This is a genomic window from Pseudomonas sp. NPDC088429 (assembly GCF_044753305.1).
In the GTDB taxonomy this organism is placed as follows: domain Bacteria; phylum Pseudomonadota; class Gammaproteobacteria; order Pseudomonadales; family Pseudomonadaceae; genus Aquipseudomonas; species Aquipseudomonas rustica.
The window spans coordinates 111015-130533 of sequence record NZ_JBIVMX010000005.1; the positions used below are offsets into that span (position 1 = coordinate 111015).

Sequence of the window (19519 nt, forward strand, 5' to 3'; positions counted from 1 at the left end):
GGCTGCAAACCCTTGCCACGCCACATAATGTTTTTCAGTTATATAAACATTCTTAAATAGTCTTTTTAAGAATATCCGCGCCTCTCTTATATTGCTCCCACGCCGAACGCAGTGCCGCCCACTGCCAGGCATATCCCATTCAAAGGAGCAGCACCATGAGCGCATCCCTTCGCAGCGTTGACGGTCAGGACGAAACCACCATTTTGCGTGAAATCCAGAGCGCTCTGCGCGATCTGCGATTTGGCGCGGTGGAGATCACTGTGCACAACGCGCAAGTCGTGCAGATCGAACGCAAAGAGAAATTCCGTTTGCAGCAACCCGGTAAACAACCGGGCTGAGTTGAAGATCAAAAGATCGCAGCCTGCGGCAGCTCCTACAGGGGGCTGTGTGTGTAGGAGCTGCCGAAGGCTGCGATCTTTGAACCGGCAACACGATTTCCGAAATACATAAGAAAAAGCCACCACCCGAATTCCAGGAGCTTTCACCATGTCGTCGATTCGCCGTTACGCTTTGGCCGCCCTGGCCAGTGCTGTGTTTGCCGGTTCTGCCGTTGCCAAGGATTACGAGCTGCTCAACGTGTCGTATGACCCGACGCGCGAGCTGTATCAGGACTACAACGCGGAATTCATCAAGTTCTGGCAGAAAGATCACGCTGGCGACACCGTGAAAATCCAGCAATCCCACGGTGGTTCGGGCAAGCAGGGCCGTGCAGTGATCGACGGTCTGCGCGCTGACGTGGTGACTCTGGCTCTGGCCGGCGACATCGACGAAATCGCCAAACTCGGCAAGACCCTGCCCGCCGACTGGCAGAAGCGTCTGCCGGAAGCGAGCACGCCGTACACCTCGACCATCGTCTTCCTGGTACGCAAGGGCAACCCGAAAGGCATCAAGGACTGGGGCGATCTGGTCAAGAACGACGTCTCGGTAATCACCCCGAACCCGAAAACCTCCGGCGGCGCACGCTGGAACTTCCTCGCCGCGTGGGCCTACGGCCTGAAAGCCAATGGCGGTGACGAAGCCAAAGCTAAAGAATACGTACAGACCCTGTTCAAGCACGTGCCGATCCTCGACACCGGTGCGCGCGGTTCGACCATTACTTTCGTCAACAACGGTCAGGGCGACGTGTTGCTGGCCTGGGAAAACGAAGCGTTCCTGGCACTGAAAGAGGATGGCGGCGCCGACAAGTTCGACATCGTCGTGCCATCGCTGTCGATCCTCGCCGAGCCGCCAGTGGCCGTGGTCGACAAAAACGCCGAGAAAAAAGGCAACGAGCAGATCGCCGAAGCGTATCTGAAACACCTGTACAGCCCGGCCGGTCAGGAAATCGCCGCGAAAAACTTCTACCGTCCGCGTGACAAAGAAGTCGCCGCCAAATACGCCCAGCAGTTCCCGAAACTGGATCTGGTGACCATCGACAAAGACTTCGGCGGCTGGAAAACTGCGCAGCCGAAATTCTTCAACGATGGTGGCGTGTTCGACCAGATTTATCAGGCGCAGTAATCTGAGCAGACCCCGGACTCATTGTGGCGAGGGAGCTTGCTCCCGCTTGAGTGCGCAGCGCTCATAAGAAGTAGGGACTGCTGCGCAGTCCAGCGGGAGCAAGCTCCCTCGCCACACAACCAAGGACTTTTATGTCGCGTCGTATCTCCCCCGTCATACCCGGCTTCGGGCTGACGCTGGGTTACACCTTGGTGTACCTCAGCCTGATTGTGCTTATCCCGCTGGCGGCGATGTTCGTCCACGCCGCTCAACTCACCTGGGATCAGTTCTGGGCGATCATCTCCGCACCGCGCGTGCTGGCGGCATTGAAGCTGAGCTTCGGCACCGCGCTGTGTGCCGCGATCATCAACGGCATCATCGGTACGCTGCTGGCCTGGGTGCTGGTGCGTTACACGTTCCCGGGGCGCAAGGTGATCGACGCGATGATCGATCTGCCGTTCGCGCTGCCGACCGCCGTAGCTGGTATCGCGCTGACCGCGCTGTACGCGCCGGCCGGCCTGGTCGGGCAATTCGCCGCTGACCTCGGTTTCAAAATCGCTTACACCCCGCTCGGTATCACCCTCGCGCTGACCTTCGTCACGCTGCCGTTCGTGGTGCGCACGGTGCAACCGGTGCTGGCCGACATTCCCCGTGAAGTCGAAGAAGCCGCCGCGTGCCTCGGTGCGAAACCCTTGCAGGTGTTCCGCCACATCCTCGTGCCTGCGCTGCTGCCCGCCTGGCTGACCGGTTTTGCCCTGGCGTTCGCCCGTGGCGTCGGCGAGTACGGTTCGGTGATTTTCATCGCCGGCAACATGCCGATGAAAACCGAGATCCTGCCGCTGCTGATCATGGTCAAACTCGACCAATACGATTACACCGGCGCCACCGCTATCGGCGTGTTGATGCTGGTGGTTTCCTTCGTCCTGTTGCTGCTGATCAACTTGCTGCAGCGGCGCATCGAAACCCCATAAGGAGGCGCGAACAATGTCCCAATCGTCTATTGCGGCCGCCTCTTCGGCCAACGCTGCACGCCGTGGCAGTGCCACTTCGCGCAGAGTCCTGATCGGCCTTGGCTGGCTGGTCTTTTTCCTGTTTCTGCTGCTGCCGTTGTTCATCGTCGTATCGCAGGGTTTGAAGAATGGCCTCGGCGCATTTTTCACCGCGATCTTTGAGCCGGACGCACTGTCGGCACTGAAACTCACCGTGTTCGCCGTGCTGATTTCGGTGCCGCTGAACCTGGTGTTCGGCGTCAGCGCCGCATGGTGCGTGAGCAAGTACTCGTTCCGCGGCAAGAGCATGCTGGTGACGCTGATCGACCTGCCGTTCTCGGTGTCGCCGGTGATCGCCGGTCTGGTCTACGTGCTGATGTTCGGCGCGCAGGGCCTGTTCGGGCCGTGGTTGCAGGATCACGACATCCAGATCGTTTTCGCCTTGCCGGGCATCGTACTGGCGACGATTTTTGTCACCGTGCCGTTCGTGGCCCGTGAGCTGATTCCGCTGATGCAGGAACAAGGCACGCAGGAAGAAGAAGCCGCGCGACTGCTCGGCGCCAATGGCTGGCAGATGTTCTGGCATGTCACCGTGCCGAACATCAAGTGGGGCCTGATCTATGGCGTGGTGCTGTGTACCGCGCGGGCCATGGGTGAATTCGGTGCGGTGTCGGTGGTCTCCGGGCACATTCGCGGGGTGACCAACACCTTGCCGCTGCACGTCGAGATCCTCTACAACGAATACACCCACGTGGCCGCGTTCGCCGTGGCGAGCCTGTTGCTGATCCTGGCGCTCTTCATCCTGCTGGCCAAGCAGTGGAGCGAAAACCGTATCAACCGCCTGCGCGCCAGCGCCGCGGAGGAATAATTCATGTCGATCGAAGTGCGTAACGTCAGCAAGAATTTCAATGCGTTCAAGGCGCTGGACAACATCAGCCTGGACATCCACAGCGGTGAACTGGTCGCGCTGCTCGGCCCGTCGGGCTGCGGCAAGACCACGCTGCTACGGATCATTGCCGGTCTGGAAACCCCGGATAACGGCAACATCGTTTTCCACGGTGAAGACGTTTCCGGCCACGATGTGCGTGATCGCAACGTCGGTTTCGTGTTCCAGCATTACGCGTTGTTCCGCCACATGACCGTGTTCGACAACGTCGCGTTCGGCCTGCGCATGAAACCGAAAAACCAGCGCCCGAGCGAAAGCCAGATCGCGGTCAAGGTTCACGAACTGCTGAACATGGTTCAGCTGGATTGGTTGTCGGATCGCTATCCGGAGCAGTTGTCCGGTGGTCAGCGTCAGCGCATCGCTTTGGCCCGTGCCTTGGCGGTGGAGCCGAAAGTGTTGCTGCTGGATGAGCCGTTCGGCGCCCTTGATGCCAAGGTGCGTAAGGAATTGCGCCGCTGGTTGGCGCGTCTGCACGAAGACATCAACCTGACGTCGGTGTTCGTGACCCACGACCAAGAGGAGGCGATGGAAGTTGCTGACCGTATCGTGGTGATGAACAAGGGTGTGATCGAGCAGATCGGTTCACCGGGCGACGTTTACGAAAACCCGGCCAGCGATTTTGTTTATCACTTCCTCGGCGATTCGAACCGCTTGCTGCTGAGCGACGACAATCACGTGCTGTTCCGTCCGCATGAGGTGTCGTTGTCCAGGCATGAACTGGAGGATCACCATGCGGCAGAGGTGCGCGATATCCGGCCGTTGGGCGCGACCACGCGGGTGACGCTGAAGGTTGAGGGGCAGACGGATTTGATCGAGGCTGAAGTGGTGAAAGACCACGACAGCCTGATCGGCTTGGCCAAGGGTGAAACCCTGTTCTTCAAGCCGAAGGTCTGGCAGAAAGTCGCCAGCCTTTAACTGATCGTTCCCACGCTCTGCGTGGGAACGCATCCCGTGACGCTCCGCGTCACAGTGGACGCGGAGCGTCCATGGCGGCATTCCCACGCAGAGCGTGGGAACGATCAGAACAACCAAAATCCCTGTGGGAGCGAGCCTGCTCGCGAATGCGGTCTAGACAGCCGCACGATTCGGATTAACTCGCACAACCCCCGCCCGCGCCTCGATCTGCTCTTTCAACTCATGCCGCATCCCGAGCATGAACGCCAGTTCGGCCACCACAAACAACGGCCCGACAATCAGCCCCGACACGTCATCGACAAACGCCGGTTTGCGCCCTTCATAGTGATGCCCGACAAACTGGATCACCCAGCCCACCACAAACATCGCCAGCCCGCCGCTCAGCCAGACCATGGTGCTCTGCTGCGCCAAGACGTGCCCGGCCCAGACCGACAGGCCCATCAGCACGGTCATCAATACGCCTAGCTTCACTTCCAGTCTCAGGTAAAACCACGCCGAGGCCAGCGCCACGATAACGGCTGGAGATATCCACAAGCCGCCAAGCGACCATTCCGGCCGCGACAACAAAACCGCCACAGCCACCACAATCAGCGGAATGCCGATAAAGTGGCTGGCGATGTTGCGCGGATCACGGTGGTAGGCGGCGTATTGACTGAGATGGTCGACGAGGCTTTTCATTGTTGTTCCTCCGGTAGGGTTGATCGCATCATCCCTCGGGATCAGGGTTCGCTCTGTCAGGCAGGCGACAATCCAGGAGTGTTTATGCAAATACGTTCACGGCTGATAAGCGGCCAGTGGTTCAGTCATCTGCCCGCATCCTTTCAGGATAGCCTGCTGGCGGCGGCCCGGGAGCGGCGGCTGACGGCAGGACAGCGCTTGTTCCAGCGTGGCGATGCACCGTGCGGTTTGTACGCGGTGCTTGAGGGCGCGGTGCGCATTGGTGCGGTGAGTGAGCAGGGCAAAGAGGCGCTGTTGAGTCTGGTGGAGGCGCCGCACTGGTTTGGCGAAATCTGCCTGTTCGACGGGCAGCCGCGTACGCATGATGCTTATGCTGTGGGCCCGTGCCTGCTGCTGAATATTCCGCAGGTGACGTTGCTGAAGTTGCTGGATGAGAACCCGGTGTACTGGCGACATCTGGCGCTGCTGATGAGCCACAAACTGCGCCTGACTTTTATCAACCTCGAACAGCTGAGCCTGCTGCCAGCGCCGGCGCGTCTGGCTCATCGCTTGCTGATGATTGCCGAAGGCTACGGCGAACTCGACGCGCCACGCCGGGTGCTGCAACTGCCGCAGGAGCAACTGGCGTCGATGCTGTCGCTGTCGCGGCAGACCACTAACCAGATCCTCAAGGATTTGCAGGGGCAAGGAATTATCGGGCTCGGGTATGGTGAGATCGAAATCCTCGATGCCACGCGATTGCGCGCCCTGGCCACGATCTAGGATCTAACACCGAACCATTGTAGGAGTGAGCCTGCTCGCGATAGCGGTCTGTCAGTCACAGATTGATCAACTGACAGACTGCTATCGCGAGCAGGCTCACTCCTACAGGGGGATTTGTGTAGGGCTCAGGAACCGCGATAGGTCGAGAAACCGTACGGGCTCAGCAGCAGCGGGATGTGGTAGTGCTGATCGGTCTGCTTCACTTCAAAAATCACCGGAATCTCCGGGAAGAACGTGTCGTGCTTGACCTTCTTGAAGTACTCACCAGTCTTGAACACCACGCGGTATTCACCCGCCTCAAAAGGCTGCTTGGCCGGGAACAGTTCGGCAATCCGCCCTTGTTCATTGGTGGTGCCCTGAGCCAGCGGCTGCCAGTCCTGACCAACGTGTTTCTCCAAAGTCACGTTGATGCCCGGCGACGGCAGGCCGTTTTCCAGATTGAGCACGTGCACGCTCAACGGGTTGCCAGCGGCCAGCGCCAGGCTTGAAAAAGCACTCAGGCCGAGCGCGGCGAAAGTCATGCGCAAAGTATTCATCGATGCATCTCCTTATTGGGAACGGGTGGTGGCCAGGCCGGTTTTCTCGGCCGCCTTGATTGCACAGTTTTCGTCTTGCTCACCGCCGCCGGAACCGGCCACGCCCATTGCGCCCACTAGTTCAGTGCCGAGGAACAGCGGAATACCGCCGCCGAGCAACAACAACTCGTCGAGGGTGTTGAGGTTGGCGGTTTCCGGATTGCTGCGAGCACGCTCGGCGAACAGTCGGGTGGCGGTTTTGGTCGACAGCGCGGTGTACGCCTTGCGCTGGCTGGCGGCGGTGTTATGCGGGCCGACGCCGTCACCGCGCAAGGTCACCAGGAGATTGCCGCCGCGATCGAGCACCGACACCGTGCCGGTGCAATTGGCCATGGCGGTGTCGGCGAGCAGACGTGCGGTTTTCAGGTCGAGGTCAGCGTGACGCGGCAGTTCCGGGCTGGCGTAAACCCCGGCGCTGAGGCCGAGGGTCAGGCTGGCGAGCAAGAATTTCAGGGTCATGGACAAGCTCCAGAAGCGAAGGCCGTACCTTAATCGCCGGTCTTCGTCAGAACCTCGTCAGTTGGATTACAAGTTTGTAATGGGCAACGTCGCCGAAGGCGCCTAGCCTGTGTGCCTATCAATCGAGGTGTGCCATGCGTTTGCTGGTCGTAGAAGATGAAGCCAAAACCGCAAATTTCCTCGCCAAAGGCCTGGGCGAGTCGGGTTTTGCCGTGGACGTGGCGCTCAACGGCCTCGATGGGCGCTACTTTATCGAGCAGCAGGAATATGACCTGATCATCCTCGACGTGATGCTGCCCGGCCTCAACGGCTGGCAACTGCTGCAGCTGATCCGCCAGCGCGGCGCCACGCCGGTGCTGTTCCTCACCGCCAAGGACGCCATCGAAGACCGTGTGCGCGGCCTCGAACTGGGCGCCGACGATTACTTGCTGAAACCCTTTGCCTTCGCCGAACTGCTCGCGCGCGTGCGCACCTTGCTGCGCCGCGGGCCGATGCGCGAAGCCGAGTCGTACAGCATCGCCGATCTGGAAATCGATGTGCTGCGCCGCCGCGTCAGCCGCAATGGCCAGCGCATCGCCCTGACCAACAAGGAGTTCGCCCTGCTGCAATTGCTCGCCAGTCGCCAGGGCGAAGTGCTGTCGCGCACGCTGATCGCCTCGCAGGTGTGGAACCTGAATTTTGACAGCGACACCAACATGGTCGAAGTCGCCGTGCGGCGTTTGCGCTCGAAAGTCGATGATCCGTACATGCCCAAACTCATCCACACCGTGCGCGGTGTCGGTTATCAACTGGAAGCGCCGGACGATGCGCTCTAAGTCGATCGCCTGGCGACTGGCGCTGGCATTCGCCATTGTTTGCGCCTTGGTACTGAGCGCGATTGGCGTGTTTCTCTACCGCTCGCTGGCCTCGGAAATCGCCTACCGCGACGACCTCGCATTACTCGGTCGACTGGAGCAAGTGCGCGCCTTGCTCGCCGACAGCGACAGCCTCGGCGCTTTGCAGGCGCGGCCTCGGCTGTATCAGAACATGCTCGGCAATCTCGACAGCCTATTGCTGGTGCGCCGCGCCGACGGATCGAGCGTGATCGCGATCAATCCACGGCAACGCGAGTTGCCCGCACTGAACGCCATCCCCCGCGAGCAAACGCCGCAGCGTCCCGATGTACTCACCTGGCAAGCGCCGGACGGTGCTGAACTGGCGCTGTTGTCCGGCGAAGCGCAGGGGCCGAACGGCGAGCCGCTGACGGTCATTGCCGGCAAAGTGCTGAGCGAGCGTGAGCAGATGCTCGGCAGTTATCGCATGCGCTTGTACCTGTCGGTTGGCCTCGGTGCGTTGCTCGCTTTTGCCTTGGGCTTGCTCTTACTGCGCCGGGGCCTGCAACCGTTGCGGCAGTTGAGCGAAGCGGTGCGCGGCATCGATCTGCGGAGCCTTGATCAACGCCTGCCCGCCAATGGCACGCCCGCCGAACTGCTTGAACCAGTGCAGGCGCTCAACGGCATGCTTGCGCGACTGGACGACAGCGTGCAGCGCCTGTCGCAGTTCTCCGCCGACCTCGCCCACGAAATCCGCACGCCGTTGCACACCTTGCTCGCCAGTAACGGCCAGGCACTGAATCATCCGCGCAGCACCGAGGAATATCAGGAAGTGCTGGCCTCGAACATGGAAGAATTCGAACGGCTCAAACGCATGGCGGAGAACTTGATGTTCCTCGCCCGGGCAGAACAGGCCGAGCGCGCTCTGAATTTGCAAACCCTGGATTTGCACAGCGTTGGCGGTGAGCTGTGTGATTACTTTGAAGCCTTGGCGGATGACCGTGACGTGCGGCTCGACAATCAACTGCACGGTGAACTGCTTGCCGATCAGCAACTGTTGCAACGGGCACTCGGCAATCTGCTGGCCAATGCCGTGCGTCATGCCGATCAAGGATCGGTGATCAGTCTGCGTCGCCGCGACGAGCCAGGTGAGTGCTGGTTGCAAGTGCACAACCATGGCCCGGCGATTGCGCAGGAACATCTGAGCAAACTGTTCGACCGCTTCTACCGCGTCGATCCTTCACGGGCAGAGCCGGGGGATTCGGGTGGCTTGGGGCTGGCGATCGTGCAGTCGATCATGCAGTGGCATGGGGGACAGGTGCGGGTGAGTAGTGATGCTGACGGCACTGTTTTTGAGCTGGGGTTTGTGGTGAGCAAGTGATTCCTTCGTAATCACTGAGAACTAGGCTAATCTTCTTCAATGAATGCATCAAATGCGATGCAAATTAAGCATATATCTAAATTTGCACCATATTTGATGCAGGAATCTCTATGGAACAGCTTGGCGAGTTGATCAAAGCCCTGCGCAAGGCGAACAAAATGACCCAGCAGGCACTGGCTCAGCAATACGGAATGAGCCGCGCGACGATTTCGGGGATCGAAAACAACACTATTTCGGAAATCGGCCTACGCAAAGTCGAAGCGATCCTCAACGGTTTTGGCTATGAGCTGACTGCGGTTCCGCGTCAGTCTCGTCGACCGACACTCGATACGCTGCAAAAGGTCAACTTCCATGATTGAGTCGTCAGATCGATTAAATGTCTGTGTCGGCGGGCAAGCGGTGGGAACGTTGGCGCGCGGGCAAGATCGAGTCGACAGCGTCTTCAGTTACCGCGAAGAAATCAGTGCTGAAAATGCCGTGTCACTGACAATGCCGTCCCGCCTGGAGAGTTATCGTTGGGAGCATGGCATTCATCCGGTTTTCGAGATGAATCTGCCCGAAGGCGCCCTTCGTGATGAGCTGGTTCGGCGTTTCAGCAAAGCAGTTCGCGGCTTCGATGACTTTGCATTGCTGGCCATTGTCGGCCCCTATCAGCTCGGTCGGTTATCCATTGCCAGCCCATCGATGACGGATCGCCCGCCTGAAACGTCGCTGGCCGATCTGCTGGTGCACGATGGTGCGCAAGGCCTGTTCGAGGATCTGTTGCAAACCTATGGCCAGTATTCCGGAGTGTCCGGGGTGCAGCCTAAAGTGCTGGTACGTGACAGTGCGGCTGCGATTGATCGTCTGACGCATCGGGGATCGACCCATTTGGTCAAAGCTTTTCGGGCTGATGAATATCCGCACTTGGCGACCAACGAATACTTCTGCATGCGTGCCGCACAACACTGCGGGCTAGACGTGCCGAACTTCGAGCTCAGCGAACATGGCAGGTTTCTGGTTATCGAGCGCTTTGATTTGAGCGCTACGGGCTACCTGGGTTTTGAGGACTTCTGCGTACTCAACGGTTGGCCGTCGAAAGCCAAATACGACGGCTCTTACGAAGGCGCGGCCCGGCAGATCAAAGCGTTTGTTTCGCCTGCATTGCTCAATCTGGCGCTGGAAGCATTTTTCAAGATTGTGGCTTTGTCCGCAGGCGTGAAAAACGGCGACGCTCATCTCAAAAACTTCGGCGTGCTTTACGAAAGCTGCGGCGAGGAATCGACAATCAGACTCGCGCCCACATACGACATCATCACCACATCGGTCTACATAAAGAACGACAGTATGGCGTTGCTCTTGGGTGGCTCGAAGGCTTGGCCCAAGCACAAAATGCTGATGCGGTTCGGTCGTACGGCCTGCAATCTGACGGAGGCGCGTTGCAATGAATTGCTGCAGCAAGTCGCTAACGGTATGCAGGTGGCAATGGGCGAAATGGCGGAGTACGGCGCCAGTCATCCGGCGTTCGCCGCGATGGGTGCTGCGATGATCGAACAATGGTCATCCGGTATGGAACGCAGTCTGGCTAAAGGCTGACGATCAGCGCAACCCGTCACGAAACTGCCCCGGCGTCATCCCCGTCCAGCGCTTGAACGCGCGGCTGAAGCTGCTTGTATCGGCGAACCCGAGCAAATAACTGACCTCACTCAACGAACACTGCGGATCGCGCAGGTGCAACAGCGCCAGGTTCTCGCGGCTCTCGTTGAGCAGTGTGTCGAAGCGACAACCCTCATCCGCCAGATGCCTTTGCAAGCTGCGCAAACTCAAATGCAACGCTTGAGCAATACGCTCAGCGCTCGGCTCACCTTCCGGCAATTGTTCTTCGATGGCATCGCGCACCTTGCGCTCCCAGGTCAGCGGCTGGAGCTGAGCCATGGTGCGTTTGAGCACTGCCTCATTGTGTTCGGCAAGTTCCGGGTTGGCGTCGTCGAGGTGGCTGTCGAAGTCGACGAGGGCGAACTCCAGACGATCCTCGGCACAACCAAAATGCACCGGGGCGCGGAAGACTTTGTGCCATTGGTGCGCATCGCTCGGTTCCGGGCGGCGCAGGTAAACCGCCAGTGGCGCGTAGTCGCGACCGAGGCGATTGCGGCAAGTGCGCACGTAGATCGCGGTGAACGCGTCGATGGCTTCGAAGGCTGGCGCCGGATTGCCTGACGGAATTTTCAGACGGAATTGATAGCGGTCGTCGCTGCGGCTCAGTTCCAGCTCCAGCGCATCGCTGACCACCGGGTGATAGCGCACGATGCGTTCAAACACTTCACGCAAACTGCCGCTTGCGACCAGCGCATAACCGAGCGCATGGAACGTGGTCGGGCTGACGAACCGCGACACGCGCAAACCAATCGCCGGGTCGCCGCTGACCTGCACGGCGATTTCCCACAGGCGCGTGGTCCCGGACAGTGGATAGCGCGCGTTGGGGTCGTCCATCAAATTTGGATCAAGCCCGGCCTGTTGGCACAGGGCAATGCTGTCCAGCCCCAGCGCATCAAGTTGTTTGCGCAAGGCACGGGTCCAACTGGCGAGGGAGGTCGGTTCCTTCATGCTGATTGGCGCTTCCGGTCAACAGGTTGGCGTTCTCGGCTACCGCAATTGAAGCACTGGCGAGGCACGATGCGAACATCATAAACCCGAGGATGGAAGCATGGACGGTACTTCTGCAAGTCCCCAGCGACACAATGCGGCCCAGCGATCAGCACATATTCGCGAAGTGGTGCTGGCCAAAGGCGTCGAATTGCGTGAGCGCTACCCGATTCTCAAGCATCAGGATGCGCTGGGCGCGGGGATTCTGGCCTTTGCCCTGATCGGGATGATCGGCTCGGCGACGCTGTACATCACCGGCCATATGGCGTGGTGGGCGTGCCTGTTGCTCAATGCTTTTTTTGCTTCGCTGACCCATGAGCTGGAGCACGACCTGATCCACAGCATGTATTTCCGCAAGCAGCGCGTGCCGCACAATTTGATGATGGGCCTGGTGTGGCTGGCGCGGCCGAGCACGATCAATCCGTGGATTCGTCGGCATCTGCACCTCAATCACCACAAGGTCTCCGGCACTGAAACTGACATGGAGGAGCGCGCGATCACCAACGGCGAGCCGTGGGGTTTTGCGCGTTTGCTGATGGTCGGCGACAACGTGATGTCGGCATTTATCCGCATGCTGCGAGCCAAGACCTGGGCGCACAAGTTCAGCATCATCAAACGCACGTTGAAGGTGTACGCGCCGCTGGCGCTGGTGCATTGGGGTGCGTGGTATGTGTTTCTCGGTTTCCATGCGGCCAATGGCATCGCGTATCTGCTGGGCGCGCCGATTGAATGGTCAGCGACGACGTTGTCGGTGATGCAGGTGATCGATATCGCCGCTGTGGTGATCATCGGCCCGAATGTTTTGCGTACGTTTTGCCTGCACTTCATCAGCTCGAACATGCATTACTACGGCGATGTTGAACTGGGTAACGTGCTGCAGCAGTGTCAGGTGTTGAACCCTTGGTGGTTGTGGCCGTTGCAGGCGTTCTGCTTCAACTTTGGCAGCAGCCACGGGATTCATCATTTTGTGGTGAAGGAGCCGTTTTATATTCGTCAGATGACCGTGCCGGTGGCGCATAAGGTGATGCGTGAGATGGGGGTGAGGTTTAATGATTTTGGGACGTTTGGGCGGGCGAACCGGTTTGTTCGGCGCGATGAGGTGGTGAGTAAAGAGGTGCGTACAGCCCAGGCTTGATGGCTGACTGCACGGGCCTCATCGCGAGCAGGCTCACTCCTACAAGGGGAACGCATTCCAACTGTAGGAGTGAGCCTGCTCGCGATAGCTACACCTCAGGCAGCATCAATCTGGCTGGAAAGGCGACTCACTCAAAATCACCCCGGTCTCCTCGACATACTGCTGCCAATGCCCGATCAACGCGCTGAGCTTCTCCGGCTGACTCAGCGCCAGATCATGAATCTCCCCCGGATCGCTGCTCAAATCATAAAGCTGCCAGGTCGCCGGCCCCACTGGCCCGGGGATCCACACCGCTTTCCACGATCCCTGCCGAATCGCCCTTCGCCCAAATAATTCCCAACCCGTCACCGTGTGCTCGTCGTGCACCTGCGCAGTCTCGCCCGACAAGAACCCCAGCCACGATTTGCCACGCAATGGCGCCACCGGTTTACCGTGCCACAGCTTGCCCGGATGACGCACACCGGCCAGATCGAGAATCGTCGGCGTGATGTCCATCACCGTGCCGAAGCCATGGCTGATCTGTCCTTTGATCGCCAGCTGCGGATAGTGCAGCAGCGCCGGCACGCGAATCCCGCCTTCGGTGGTAAACGCTTTGAACAGCCGTGACGGCGCGGTCGCCACCTGCGCCCAATTCGGCCCGTACCAGACGTAAGAGTTGGCCCGGCCAATGTTGTCGAGGCTGTTGTCGTAGTGCTGGCTGAGATACGTCACCAGTTCCGGGCCGAATTTCGGGAACGCTTCAAGCAGCGCGCCTTCGGCACCGTTGTCGGACATGAACAGGATGAAGGTGTTGTCGAGTTGCCCCTGTTGGCGCAGGTAATCGACGACCCGGCCAATGTTCCAGTCCATGCGCTCGACCATCGCCGCGTAGACCTCCATTGCCCGCGCGGAAATCTGCTTTTGCTCGTCGCTTAACGCGTCCCACTGTTTGGTCAACTGAATCAGCGGATGCGGTTCGACGTCTGGCTCAATCAGGCCGAGGGCTTTGAGTTTTTCCAGCCGTTCAAGGCGCAACACTTCCGGGCCGGCGTCATAGCGGCCACGGTATTTCTCGACGATGTCAGCGGGCGCCTGCAACGGCCAGTGCGGTGCGGAGAATGGCAGGTAAGCGAAGAACGGCCGAGTTTGATCACGCTCCTTGAGGTATTGCAGCAATTTGTCGCCGAAGGCATCGGAGGAATAGAAATCCTTCGGCAATTCGTCGATGAAGGTGTCGTCTTCGATGTACAGCGCCGGGGTTGATTTCAGCAGGCCCGGCGTTTGCTCATCGTAGGTCGGCTCGAAACCATAGTGGTTGGCCGCGCCCGGTAGTAGCGAAAACGAGCGCTCGAAACCCCGCGCATGCGGCGCCAGTTCAGCTTTCAAACCGAGGTGCCATTTGCCGCTCATCAACGTTTGATAACCGGCCTCGCGCAGCAGCTCGGGCAAGGCGACGACGCGGTCGTTGAGGTAACCCTCGTAACCCGGTTTGCCGATCAGATCCGGGGTCAGCGTTTCGGCCATGGTGCCGATGCCGGCGATGTGGTGGTCGGTGCCGGTGAGCAGCATCGAACGGGTTGGCGAGCAGGTCGGGGCAGTGTGAAAATCGGTGAGGCGCAGGCCGTTGTTGGCCAAGGCATCAAGGTGCGGCGTGGCGATTTCGCCGCCGAACGCGCCGATGTCGGAGAAGCCGAGATCGTCGGCCAGAATCACCAAAAAGTTGGGACGTTGCGGCATTGCGAAACTCCTGTTCAGCAGGCAATGAACGTCAGCGGCAGATCGCGGATCTGCACCGGCACGCTCGGTTGGTAATGGTCATCACTGGTCAGTTCGTGCAGCAGTTCTTCACGCAACTGATGGAAGTCGAAACTACTGCGCTGGCGCGGATGGGGCAGGGCGATGTCGACCACTTGCTTGATCCGCCCCGGACGGGGCTCCATCACCACCACGCGGTCGGCGAGGAAGATCGCTTCCTCGACGTCGTGGGTAACGAGAATCGTGGTGATTTTCGCGCGGTTGCGTATCGCCAACAGCTCGTCCTGCATTTGCTGGCGGGTCAGCGCATCGAGCGCGCCGAACGGTTCGTCTAGCAGCAGAATGCGCGGGCTGGCGACGAGGCCGCGAGCAATCGCCACGCGTTGTGCCATGCCGCCGGAGAGCTGGTGCGGATAGGCGCGGGTGAAGTCGCGCAGGCCGACCAGATCGATGAAATCGTCGATGCGTTTTTGCTTTTGTGCAGCGCTCAACGGCTCGTTGACCAAGCCGAGGCCGATGTTGTCGGCGACAGTCAGCCACGGAAACAAGCGGTGCTCCTGAAAGACAATGCCACGCTCGCCGCCGATGCCGCTGACGGCTTTGCCATCGACGGTGATCTGCCCGCGAAATTGCGTATCAAGACCCACCAACAAACGCAGCAAGGTGGATTTGCCGCAGCCGCTGGAACCGACGATGGCGACGAATTCGCCCTCGGCGATGTCCAGGTTGAATTCGCGAATCGCCTCCAGTTCGAAACCGTCGACGTCGAAGGATTTGCCTACGTGGGTGAAGCTGACAATGGGTGCGTTCATGCGTGTCTCCAGCGGGTCGCGCGAATTTCCAGGCGTTGGCCAATAAGGTTGAGCAGGGCGCCGGTGAGGCCGACGAAGAGCATGCACGCCATGATCAGATCCATGCGCAGCAGTTGTTGCGCGCCGATCATCTGGCTGCCGATGCCGCCGTTGGACGGCATGAAATATTCAGCGCCGATGGTGCCGAGCCAGGCGTAGATCAGGCTCAGGCGCAGACCGGCGAAAATCCCCGGTGCCGCGCCTGGCAGCACCAGACGACGCAGGCGTTGACCAAGGCTCAGGCGCAGCACTTGTGCGGCTTCGTTGAGTTGCGGCGAAAGGTTGGCGACGCTGCGTTGCGTGGCGATAAACAGCGGAAAGAATGCGGCGAGGGCGACGAACACCCACTTCGCCAGTTCTCCCAATCCGAACCATGCGGTGAGCAGCGGCACCCAGGCGAAAATCGCGATCTGGCGCAGCGCGGCGAGTGTCGGGCCGAGCACACGTTCGCTGGTGCGTGACAAGCCCAGCAGCAAGCCGAGGGCCAAACCGAGTCCGCCGCCCAGCAACAAACCGCCGAGGGTGCGACCCAGGCTCAGGGCCATGCCGTTGATCAACGTGCCATCGAGCAGACCGTCCCACGCCGTACTCAGCACGGCCAGCGGGCTCACCAGAATATTCGGATCGACCCACTGTTGATCGTTCGCCAGTTGCCAAAGCGCGAGCAAGCCCAGCGGCAGCAGCCACGGTTGCAAACGCTGCCAGCCTTCATAGCGCGGGCCGCGACGAATTTCCGCAGTGGCCGGGTGCGGCCAGTGCACCAGTTTTTTATCCAGCAGACCGATGCCGCGATCCATCGCCACGCCGATCAAACCGATGACCACGATGCACACGAAAACGATGTCGAGCATGAACAGCTGGCGCGCCCAGACCATGAGATAACCGATGCCTTCGCTGGAGGCGAGCAACTCGACTGCGAGCAGCGATGTCCAGCCGGCGGCCAGCGCCAAACGCACACCGGCCATGAACGCGGGCAGGGCGGCGGGCAGCACCAATCGCCGGATCAGCAGGCGCGGTGGCAGGCGCAACACGGCAGCGGCTTCGCGCAGTTTCGGCTGAGCGTCACGCACGCCGACCAGCGTGTGCAAGGTCACCGGGACGACGATGGCTTTGATCAGCACCACCAGTTTCAACACTTCGCCGATGCCGAAAAACACCATGAACAGCGGAATCCACGCCAGCGTCGGCACCTGCGCCAGACCGGCGAAGGTCGGGAAAATCAGACGCTCCAGACGGCGACTGAAACCCAGCGCGGCACCCAGCACTGCACCGGCGGAAATCCCTGCAAGCAAACCCCAGAATAAGCGTTGCAGGCTGATCCACAAATGGCTCCACAGCTCGCCTTGCGACAGCTCGACGGCGCTGTTCCACACCAGCGACGGCGCCGGCAGGATCTGCTCGCTCATCCATTGGTTGCGCGCGGCCAGCCACCATAGAGCGAACAGACTGATGGGCAGCAGCCATGGCAACACGCGTTGGTTGATGCTGGGCCAGGAGCGTCGGCTTTTCAGCGGTGGCGCTGGCAGCGGCAAACTGAGCAGAGATTGACGGGCCATGGGTGACCTCCGTTGTCGGGTTGCATGGCAAACCACCGCTCTTGTAGGAGCAGAGCTTGCTCGCGAAGGCGTTAAATCAGTCGACTGTTGCGTTGACTGACACGGCCCTTCGCGAGCAAGCTCGGCTCCTACAAGTTGTGTGGCGTATGCAAAAATGATCTAACAATATTCAAATCAATACTAATTGGAGATAAGCCAGACCATTTAAGGCTTACAGCCCACACGCATCCAATGCATTCGAAGAATATTTTCGATGCTGTTAATGCATACGCCGCTGCAAGCCCCGGCGTTGTTCGCTTAGCGTTAAAAGCTATAAAAATGTGCGTTTATAGTATTTAAGCGAAGGTGTTGCTTCGGCCTACTTTCGGCTCCTTAACGCCTGTATTGATCAAGGAGCCGCACCCATGAACCTTCCTTTCAAACGTGTCATCAGTCTGTTTGCCGCCCCGGCGCTGGCGGGTTTTCTCACCCTGACGGCGCAGGCCGATGAGCTAAAGGAAATCCGCATCGCCGTGCCTGACCTGAGCGCCGGCACTCAACACAGTGGCGGCGGTGTGGTCGACGTGCTGCGTGATCAGCAAATTTTTGAAAAGGCGTTCGCCGATCAGGGCATCAAGATTCAGTGGAATTTCTTCAAGGGTGCGGGGCCAGTGATCAATGAGGCGTTTGCCAATGGTCAGGTTGATCTGGCGTATCTCGGGGATCTGGCGGCGATCATTGGCAAGTCCAACGGCCTCGATACGCGGCTGCTAAATGCCGGTGCACGTGGGGTGAAGCAGTATCTCGGCGTGGTGCCGGGTTCCGGGATCAAGACCTTGCAGGATCTGAAGGGCAAGCGTGTGGCGATCTTCAAGGGCACCGCGACGCAGTTGTCGTTTGACGCGGCGCTGGCCAGTCAGGGCTTGAGCGAGAAGGATCTGAAGGTCATTAATCTCGACTTCACCGGCGCGACCGCTGCACTGGCGGCGAAGCAGATTGATGCGTCGTGGGGCAGTTCCGGGTTGGCGGCATTGCAAATCAAGGGCTTGGCCGAGTTGCCGTTGAACACCAAGGATTTGGGCGGGGCCGGCAGTGTGCAGTCGGTGTTGGTGGGCAGCGGCAAGTTTGTTGATGGGCATCCGGAGGCGGTGGCGAAGTTGTTAAAGGCGCAGCAGCAGGCCGTGGAATGGCTGACGCAGGACAGCAACAAGGATGCGTACGTACAGTTGGTGTCAGGGCTGGCGAGTTATCCGCCGGTGATCCTTACTGAAGATCTGAAAGATCAGAAACTGAGCGAAGTATTCCCGTCGACGCTGGATCCGGCGTTCCTGGATAGCTTGCAGGACAAGGTCGATCTGGCGGCGCAGCAGAGGCTGATTCGCAAACCGTTCAAGGTCAATGAATGGGTGGCGCCTGTGTTGGCCGCTGCGAAGCTTTAAAAGCAAAGATCGCAGCCTGCGGCAGCTCCTACAGGGGAACCGATCATTCCCACGTTCTGCGTGGAAATGCATCAATGGACGCTCTGCGTCCGCGGGCTACATTCCCACGCTCTGCGTGGGAACGATCCTCTTTAAACGGCGACGCGATGTTCCTCTCGATCCACCGCCACCAGCGTCTCAATCATCGCCCGCGCCGCCGGCGACAGCCGAAACCCGGTACGGCTGACAATCCCGCAGCGCGCATTCATGCTCTCCAGGTTCTGCGGCAAATTACGCCAGTGCAGCAGCACCAGCGAACCCTTGGCAATGTCCTCGACAAATGCCTCCTCCGTACCGACGCCAATCGCATTCGATTGCAGCACCACTTTCACCAGCGCCGGAAAATGCTCGGTCTCGATGGTCGGCGAAAAATCGATCCTGCCGCTGAGATTCGCCAGCAGTTTACGAATGCCCGGCGGAATCCGCGTGGTCGCCAGCGGGTAGTCGAACATGTCGTTGGTCGACAGGCTTTCCTTGGCCAATAGCGGATGCCCCGGACGGCAAAAAAACACTCCGCGTTTCGGTGTCAGGGCTTGCGTCTGAAAGTTCGGATCCGCCTCGAAATGACGAATGTCGGCGATGAAAAATTCGATCTCCTCACGGCTCAGCGCGCGGCTGAGTTTTTCCCAGTTATCCACTTGAAAACAGGTGCGCACTTTCGGGTGCGCATTGATGAATTGCGCCACTGCATCCGGCACCAGTTTCACCGCCGGCGCCGGGCCGCAACCGAAGTGCACTTCGCCGGCATCGAGCTTGGTCATCTGCGTCACTTCAGCACTCAGCATCGCCGCGCCTTGTACCAGGCTCAGGGCGTGTTGCAGCACCACTTGGCCCTCGGGGGTGGGCCGCAGATCCTTGTTGCCGCGATCCACCAGGACGCAGCCGAACTCCTGCTCCAGCCCTTGAATACTGCGGCTGAACGCCGGTTGAGTGATGCCCATCGCGTCCGCCGCGCGGACAAAACTGCGGTGTTCGTTGAGGGCGATGAAGTAACGCAACTGGCGAAGATCCATATGCTTTTCCGGCATCCTAAAAATAGCTCGAAGGCATTTGCGACGAGGGTTGCTAGAGGTTTTAAATGCAAGCTCTTATTCCGTCAACGAAGCATGTGAATATCTATTAGATGTAAATGGAATATAGATAGAGCAATGTTTCGCTGCCGCCCAAC

At 59.5% G+C, this 19519-nt stretch carries 20 protein-coding genes; 12 read left to right on the forward strand and 8 right to left on the reverse strand.

All coding sequences use genetic code 11. The features are described from left to right. The first annotated feature begins 155 nt into the window (after nt 1-155). The 5 genes from oscA (at nt 156) to ACIP66_RS05425 (ending at nt 4329) form a co-directional block, all read left to right on the forward strand. Nucleotides 156-338: a sulfur starvation response protein OscA gene (oscA, locus tag ACIP66_RS05405; protein WP_034151822.1), complete on the forward strand. Its 183-nt coding sequence runs from the start codon at nt 156-158 to the stop codon at nt 336-338. 148 nt (nt 339-486) lie between these two features. Next, the gene (locus ACIP66_RS05410; RefSeq protein ID WP_008080017.1) at nt 487-1500 is read left to right on the forward strand and encodes a sulfate ABC transporter substrate-binding protein; all 1014 of its coding nucleotides are present in this window, start codon (nt 487-489) and stop codon (nt 1498-1500) included. A 131-nt stretch (nt 1501-1631) separates the two neighbouring features. After that, on the forward strand, nt 1632-2450 hold the full coding sequence (cysT, locus tag ACIP66_RS05415) for a sulfate ABC transporter permease subunit CysT (RefSeq protein WP_008080019.1): 819 nt from the start codon (nt 1632-1634) through the stop codon (nt 2448-2450). 13 nt (nt 2451-2463) lie between these two features. Further along, nucleotides 2464-3336, forward strand: a complete 873-nt coding sequence (gene cysW / locus ACIP66_RS05420; protein ID WP_400646068.1) for a sulfate ABC transporter permease subunit CysW — start codon at nt 2464-2466, stop codon at nt 3334-3336. A 3-nt stretch (nt 3337-3339) separates the two neighbouring features. Next, on the forward strand, nt 3340-4329 hold the full coding sequence (locus ACIP66_RS05425; protein WP_053116472.1) for a sulfate/molybdate ABC transporter ATP-binding protein: 990 nt from the start codon (nt 3340-3342) through the stop codon (nt 4327-4329). Nucleotides 4330-4482: 153 nt separating this feature from the next. On the opposite strand, the gene ACIP66_RS05430 is transcribed toward ACIP66_RS05425, so the two are convergent. Further along, nucleotides 4483-5007, reverse strand: a complete 525-nt coding sequence (locus tag ACIP66_RS05430) for a DUF962 domain-containing protein (RefSeq protein WP_400646070.1) — start codon at nt 5005-5007, stop codon at nt 4483-4485. An 84-nt stretch (nt 5008-5091) separates the two neighbouring features. On the opposite strand from ACIP66_RS05430, the gene ACIP66_RS05435 reads away from it, so the two are divergent. Then, nucleotides 5092-5769, forward strand: coding sequence for a Crp/Fnr family transcriptional regulator (locus tag ACIP66_RS05435; protein ID WP_400646072.1), 678 nt, complete (start codon nt 5092-5094; stop codon nt 5767-5769). A 125-nt stretch (nt 5770-5894) separates the two neighbouring features. On the opposite strand, the gene uraH is transcribed toward ACIP66_RS05435, so the two are convergent. Together uraH and ACIP66_RS05445 are read right to left on the reverse strand one after the other, a co-directional pair. After that, nucleotides 5895-6305 carry a hydroxyisourate hydrolase gene (uraH, locus tag ACIP66_RS05440; protein WP_016987599.1) on the reverse strand — a complete coding sequence of 137 codons (411 nt, stop codon included), beginning with the start codon at nt 6303-6305 and terminating at the stop codon, nt 5895-5897. 12 nt (nt 6306-6317) lie between these two features. Beyond that, a complete protein-coding gene (locus tag ACIP66_RS05445) occupies nt 6318-6803 on the reverse strand; it encodes a heme-binding protein (protein WP_053116475.1) in 486 nt (161 codons plus the stop codon). A 134-nt stretch (nt 6804-6937) separates the two neighbouring features. On the opposite strand from ACIP66_RS05445, the gene ACIP66_RS05450 reads away from it, so the two are divergent. The 4 genes from ACIP66_RS05450 to ACIP66_RS05465 all read left to right on the forward strand — a co-directional run bounded on the left by ACIP66_RS05450 (nt 6938) and on the right by ACIP66_RS05465 (nt 10571). Next, a complete protein-coding gene (locus tag ACIP66_RS05450; RefSeq protein WP_053116476.1) occupies nt 6938-7618 on the forward strand; it encodes a heavy metal response regulator transcription factor in 681 nt (226 codons plus the stop codon). Beyond that, complete coding sequence (locus tag ACIP66_RS05455) at nt 7608-8996, forward strand: heavy metal sensor histidine kinase (protein WP_400646075.1); 1389 nt, start codon at nt 7608-7610, stop codon at nt 8994-8996. Before ACIP66_RS05450 ends, ACIP66_RS05455 begins: the two co-directional genes overlap by 11 nt. Before the next feature lie 110 nt (nt 8997-9106). Further along, nucleotides 9107-9355 (forward strand): helix-turn-helix domain-containing protein, encoded by a 249-nt coding sequence (locus tag ACIP66_RS05460; RefSeq protein WP_007917667.1) that lies wholly within the window; start codon nt 9107-9109, stop codon nt 9353-9355. Continuing rightward, the gene (locus tag ACIP66_RS05465; protein ID WP_400646078.1) at nt 9348-10571 is read left to right on the forward strand and encodes a type II toxin-antitoxin system HipA family toxin; all 1224 of its coding nucleotides are present in this window, start codon (nt 9348-9350) and stop codon (nt 10569-10571) included. Before ACIP66_RS05460 ends, ACIP66_RS05465 begins: the two co-directional genes overlap by 8 nt. Before the next feature lie 3 nt (nt 10572-10574). Here ACIP66_RS05465 and ACIP66_RS05470 read toward each other — a convergent pair whose 3' ends face one another. Next, a complete protein-coding gene (locus ACIP66_RS05470) occupies nt 10575-11579 on the reverse strand; it encodes an AraC family transcriptional regulator (RefSeq protein ID WP_400646081.1) in 1005 nt (334 codons plus the stop codon). A gap of 100 nt (nt 11580-11679) precedes the next feature. Here ACIP66_RS05470 and ACIP66_RS05475 point away from each other — a divergent pair, with 100 nt between their 5' ends. Beyond that, the gene (locus ACIP66_RS05475) at nt 11680-12753 is read left to right on the forward strand and encodes a fatty acid desaturase (protein WP_400646084.1); all 1074 of its coding nucleotides are present in this window, start codon (nt 11680-11682) and stop codon (nt 12751-12753) included. 105 nt (nt 12754-12858) lie between these two features. On the opposite strand, the gene ACIP66_RS05480 is transcribed toward ACIP66_RS05475, so the two are convergent. The 3 genes from ACIP66_RS05480 to ACIP66_RS05490 are packed head-to-tail and all read right to left on the reverse strand — an operon-like array spanning nt 12859 to nt 16894. Continuing rightward, nucleotides 12859-14469 (reverse strand): arylsulfatase, encoded by a 1611-nt coding sequence (locus ACIP66_RS05480; protein WP_400646087.1) that lies wholly within the window; start codon nt 14467-14469, stop codon nt 12859-12861. A 14-nt stretch (nt 14470-14483) separates the two neighbouring features. Beyond that, the gene (locus ACIP66_RS05485; protein WP_053116482.1) at nt 14484-15299 is read right to left on the reverse strand and encodes an ABC transporter ATP-binding protein; all 816 of its coding nucleotides are present in this window, start codon (nt 15297-15299) and stop codon (nt 14484-14486) included. Beyond that, a complete protein-coding gene (locus ACIP66_RS05490) occupies nt 15296-16894 on the reverse strand; it encodes an ABC transporter permease (RefSeq protein ID WP_400646089.1) in 1599 nt (532 codons plus the stop codon). Before ACIP66_RS05490 ends, ACIP66_RS05485 begins: the two co-directional genes overlap by 4 nt. A gap of 404 nt (nt 16895-17298) precedes the next feature. Between ACIP66_RS05490 and ACIP66_RS05495 the strand changes: the two genes are divergently transcribed. Beyond that, nucleotides 17299-18312 (forward strand): ABC transporter substrate-binding protein, encoded by a 1014-nt coding sequence (locus ACIP66_RS05495; protein ID WP_400646092.1) that lies wholly within the window; start codon nt 17299-17301, stop codon nt 18310-18312. A 131-nt stretch (nt 18313-18443) separates the two neighbouring features. Here ACIP66_RS05495 and ACIP66_RS05500 read toward each other — a convergent pair whose 3' ends face one another. Further along, nucleotides 18444-19364: a LysR family transcriptional regulator gene (locus tag ACIP66_RS05500; protein ID WP_053116485.1), complete on the reverse strand. Its 921-nt coding sequence runs from the start codon at nt 19362-19364 to the stop codon at nt 18444-18446. Nucleotides 19365-19519: the final 155 nt, after the last annotated feature.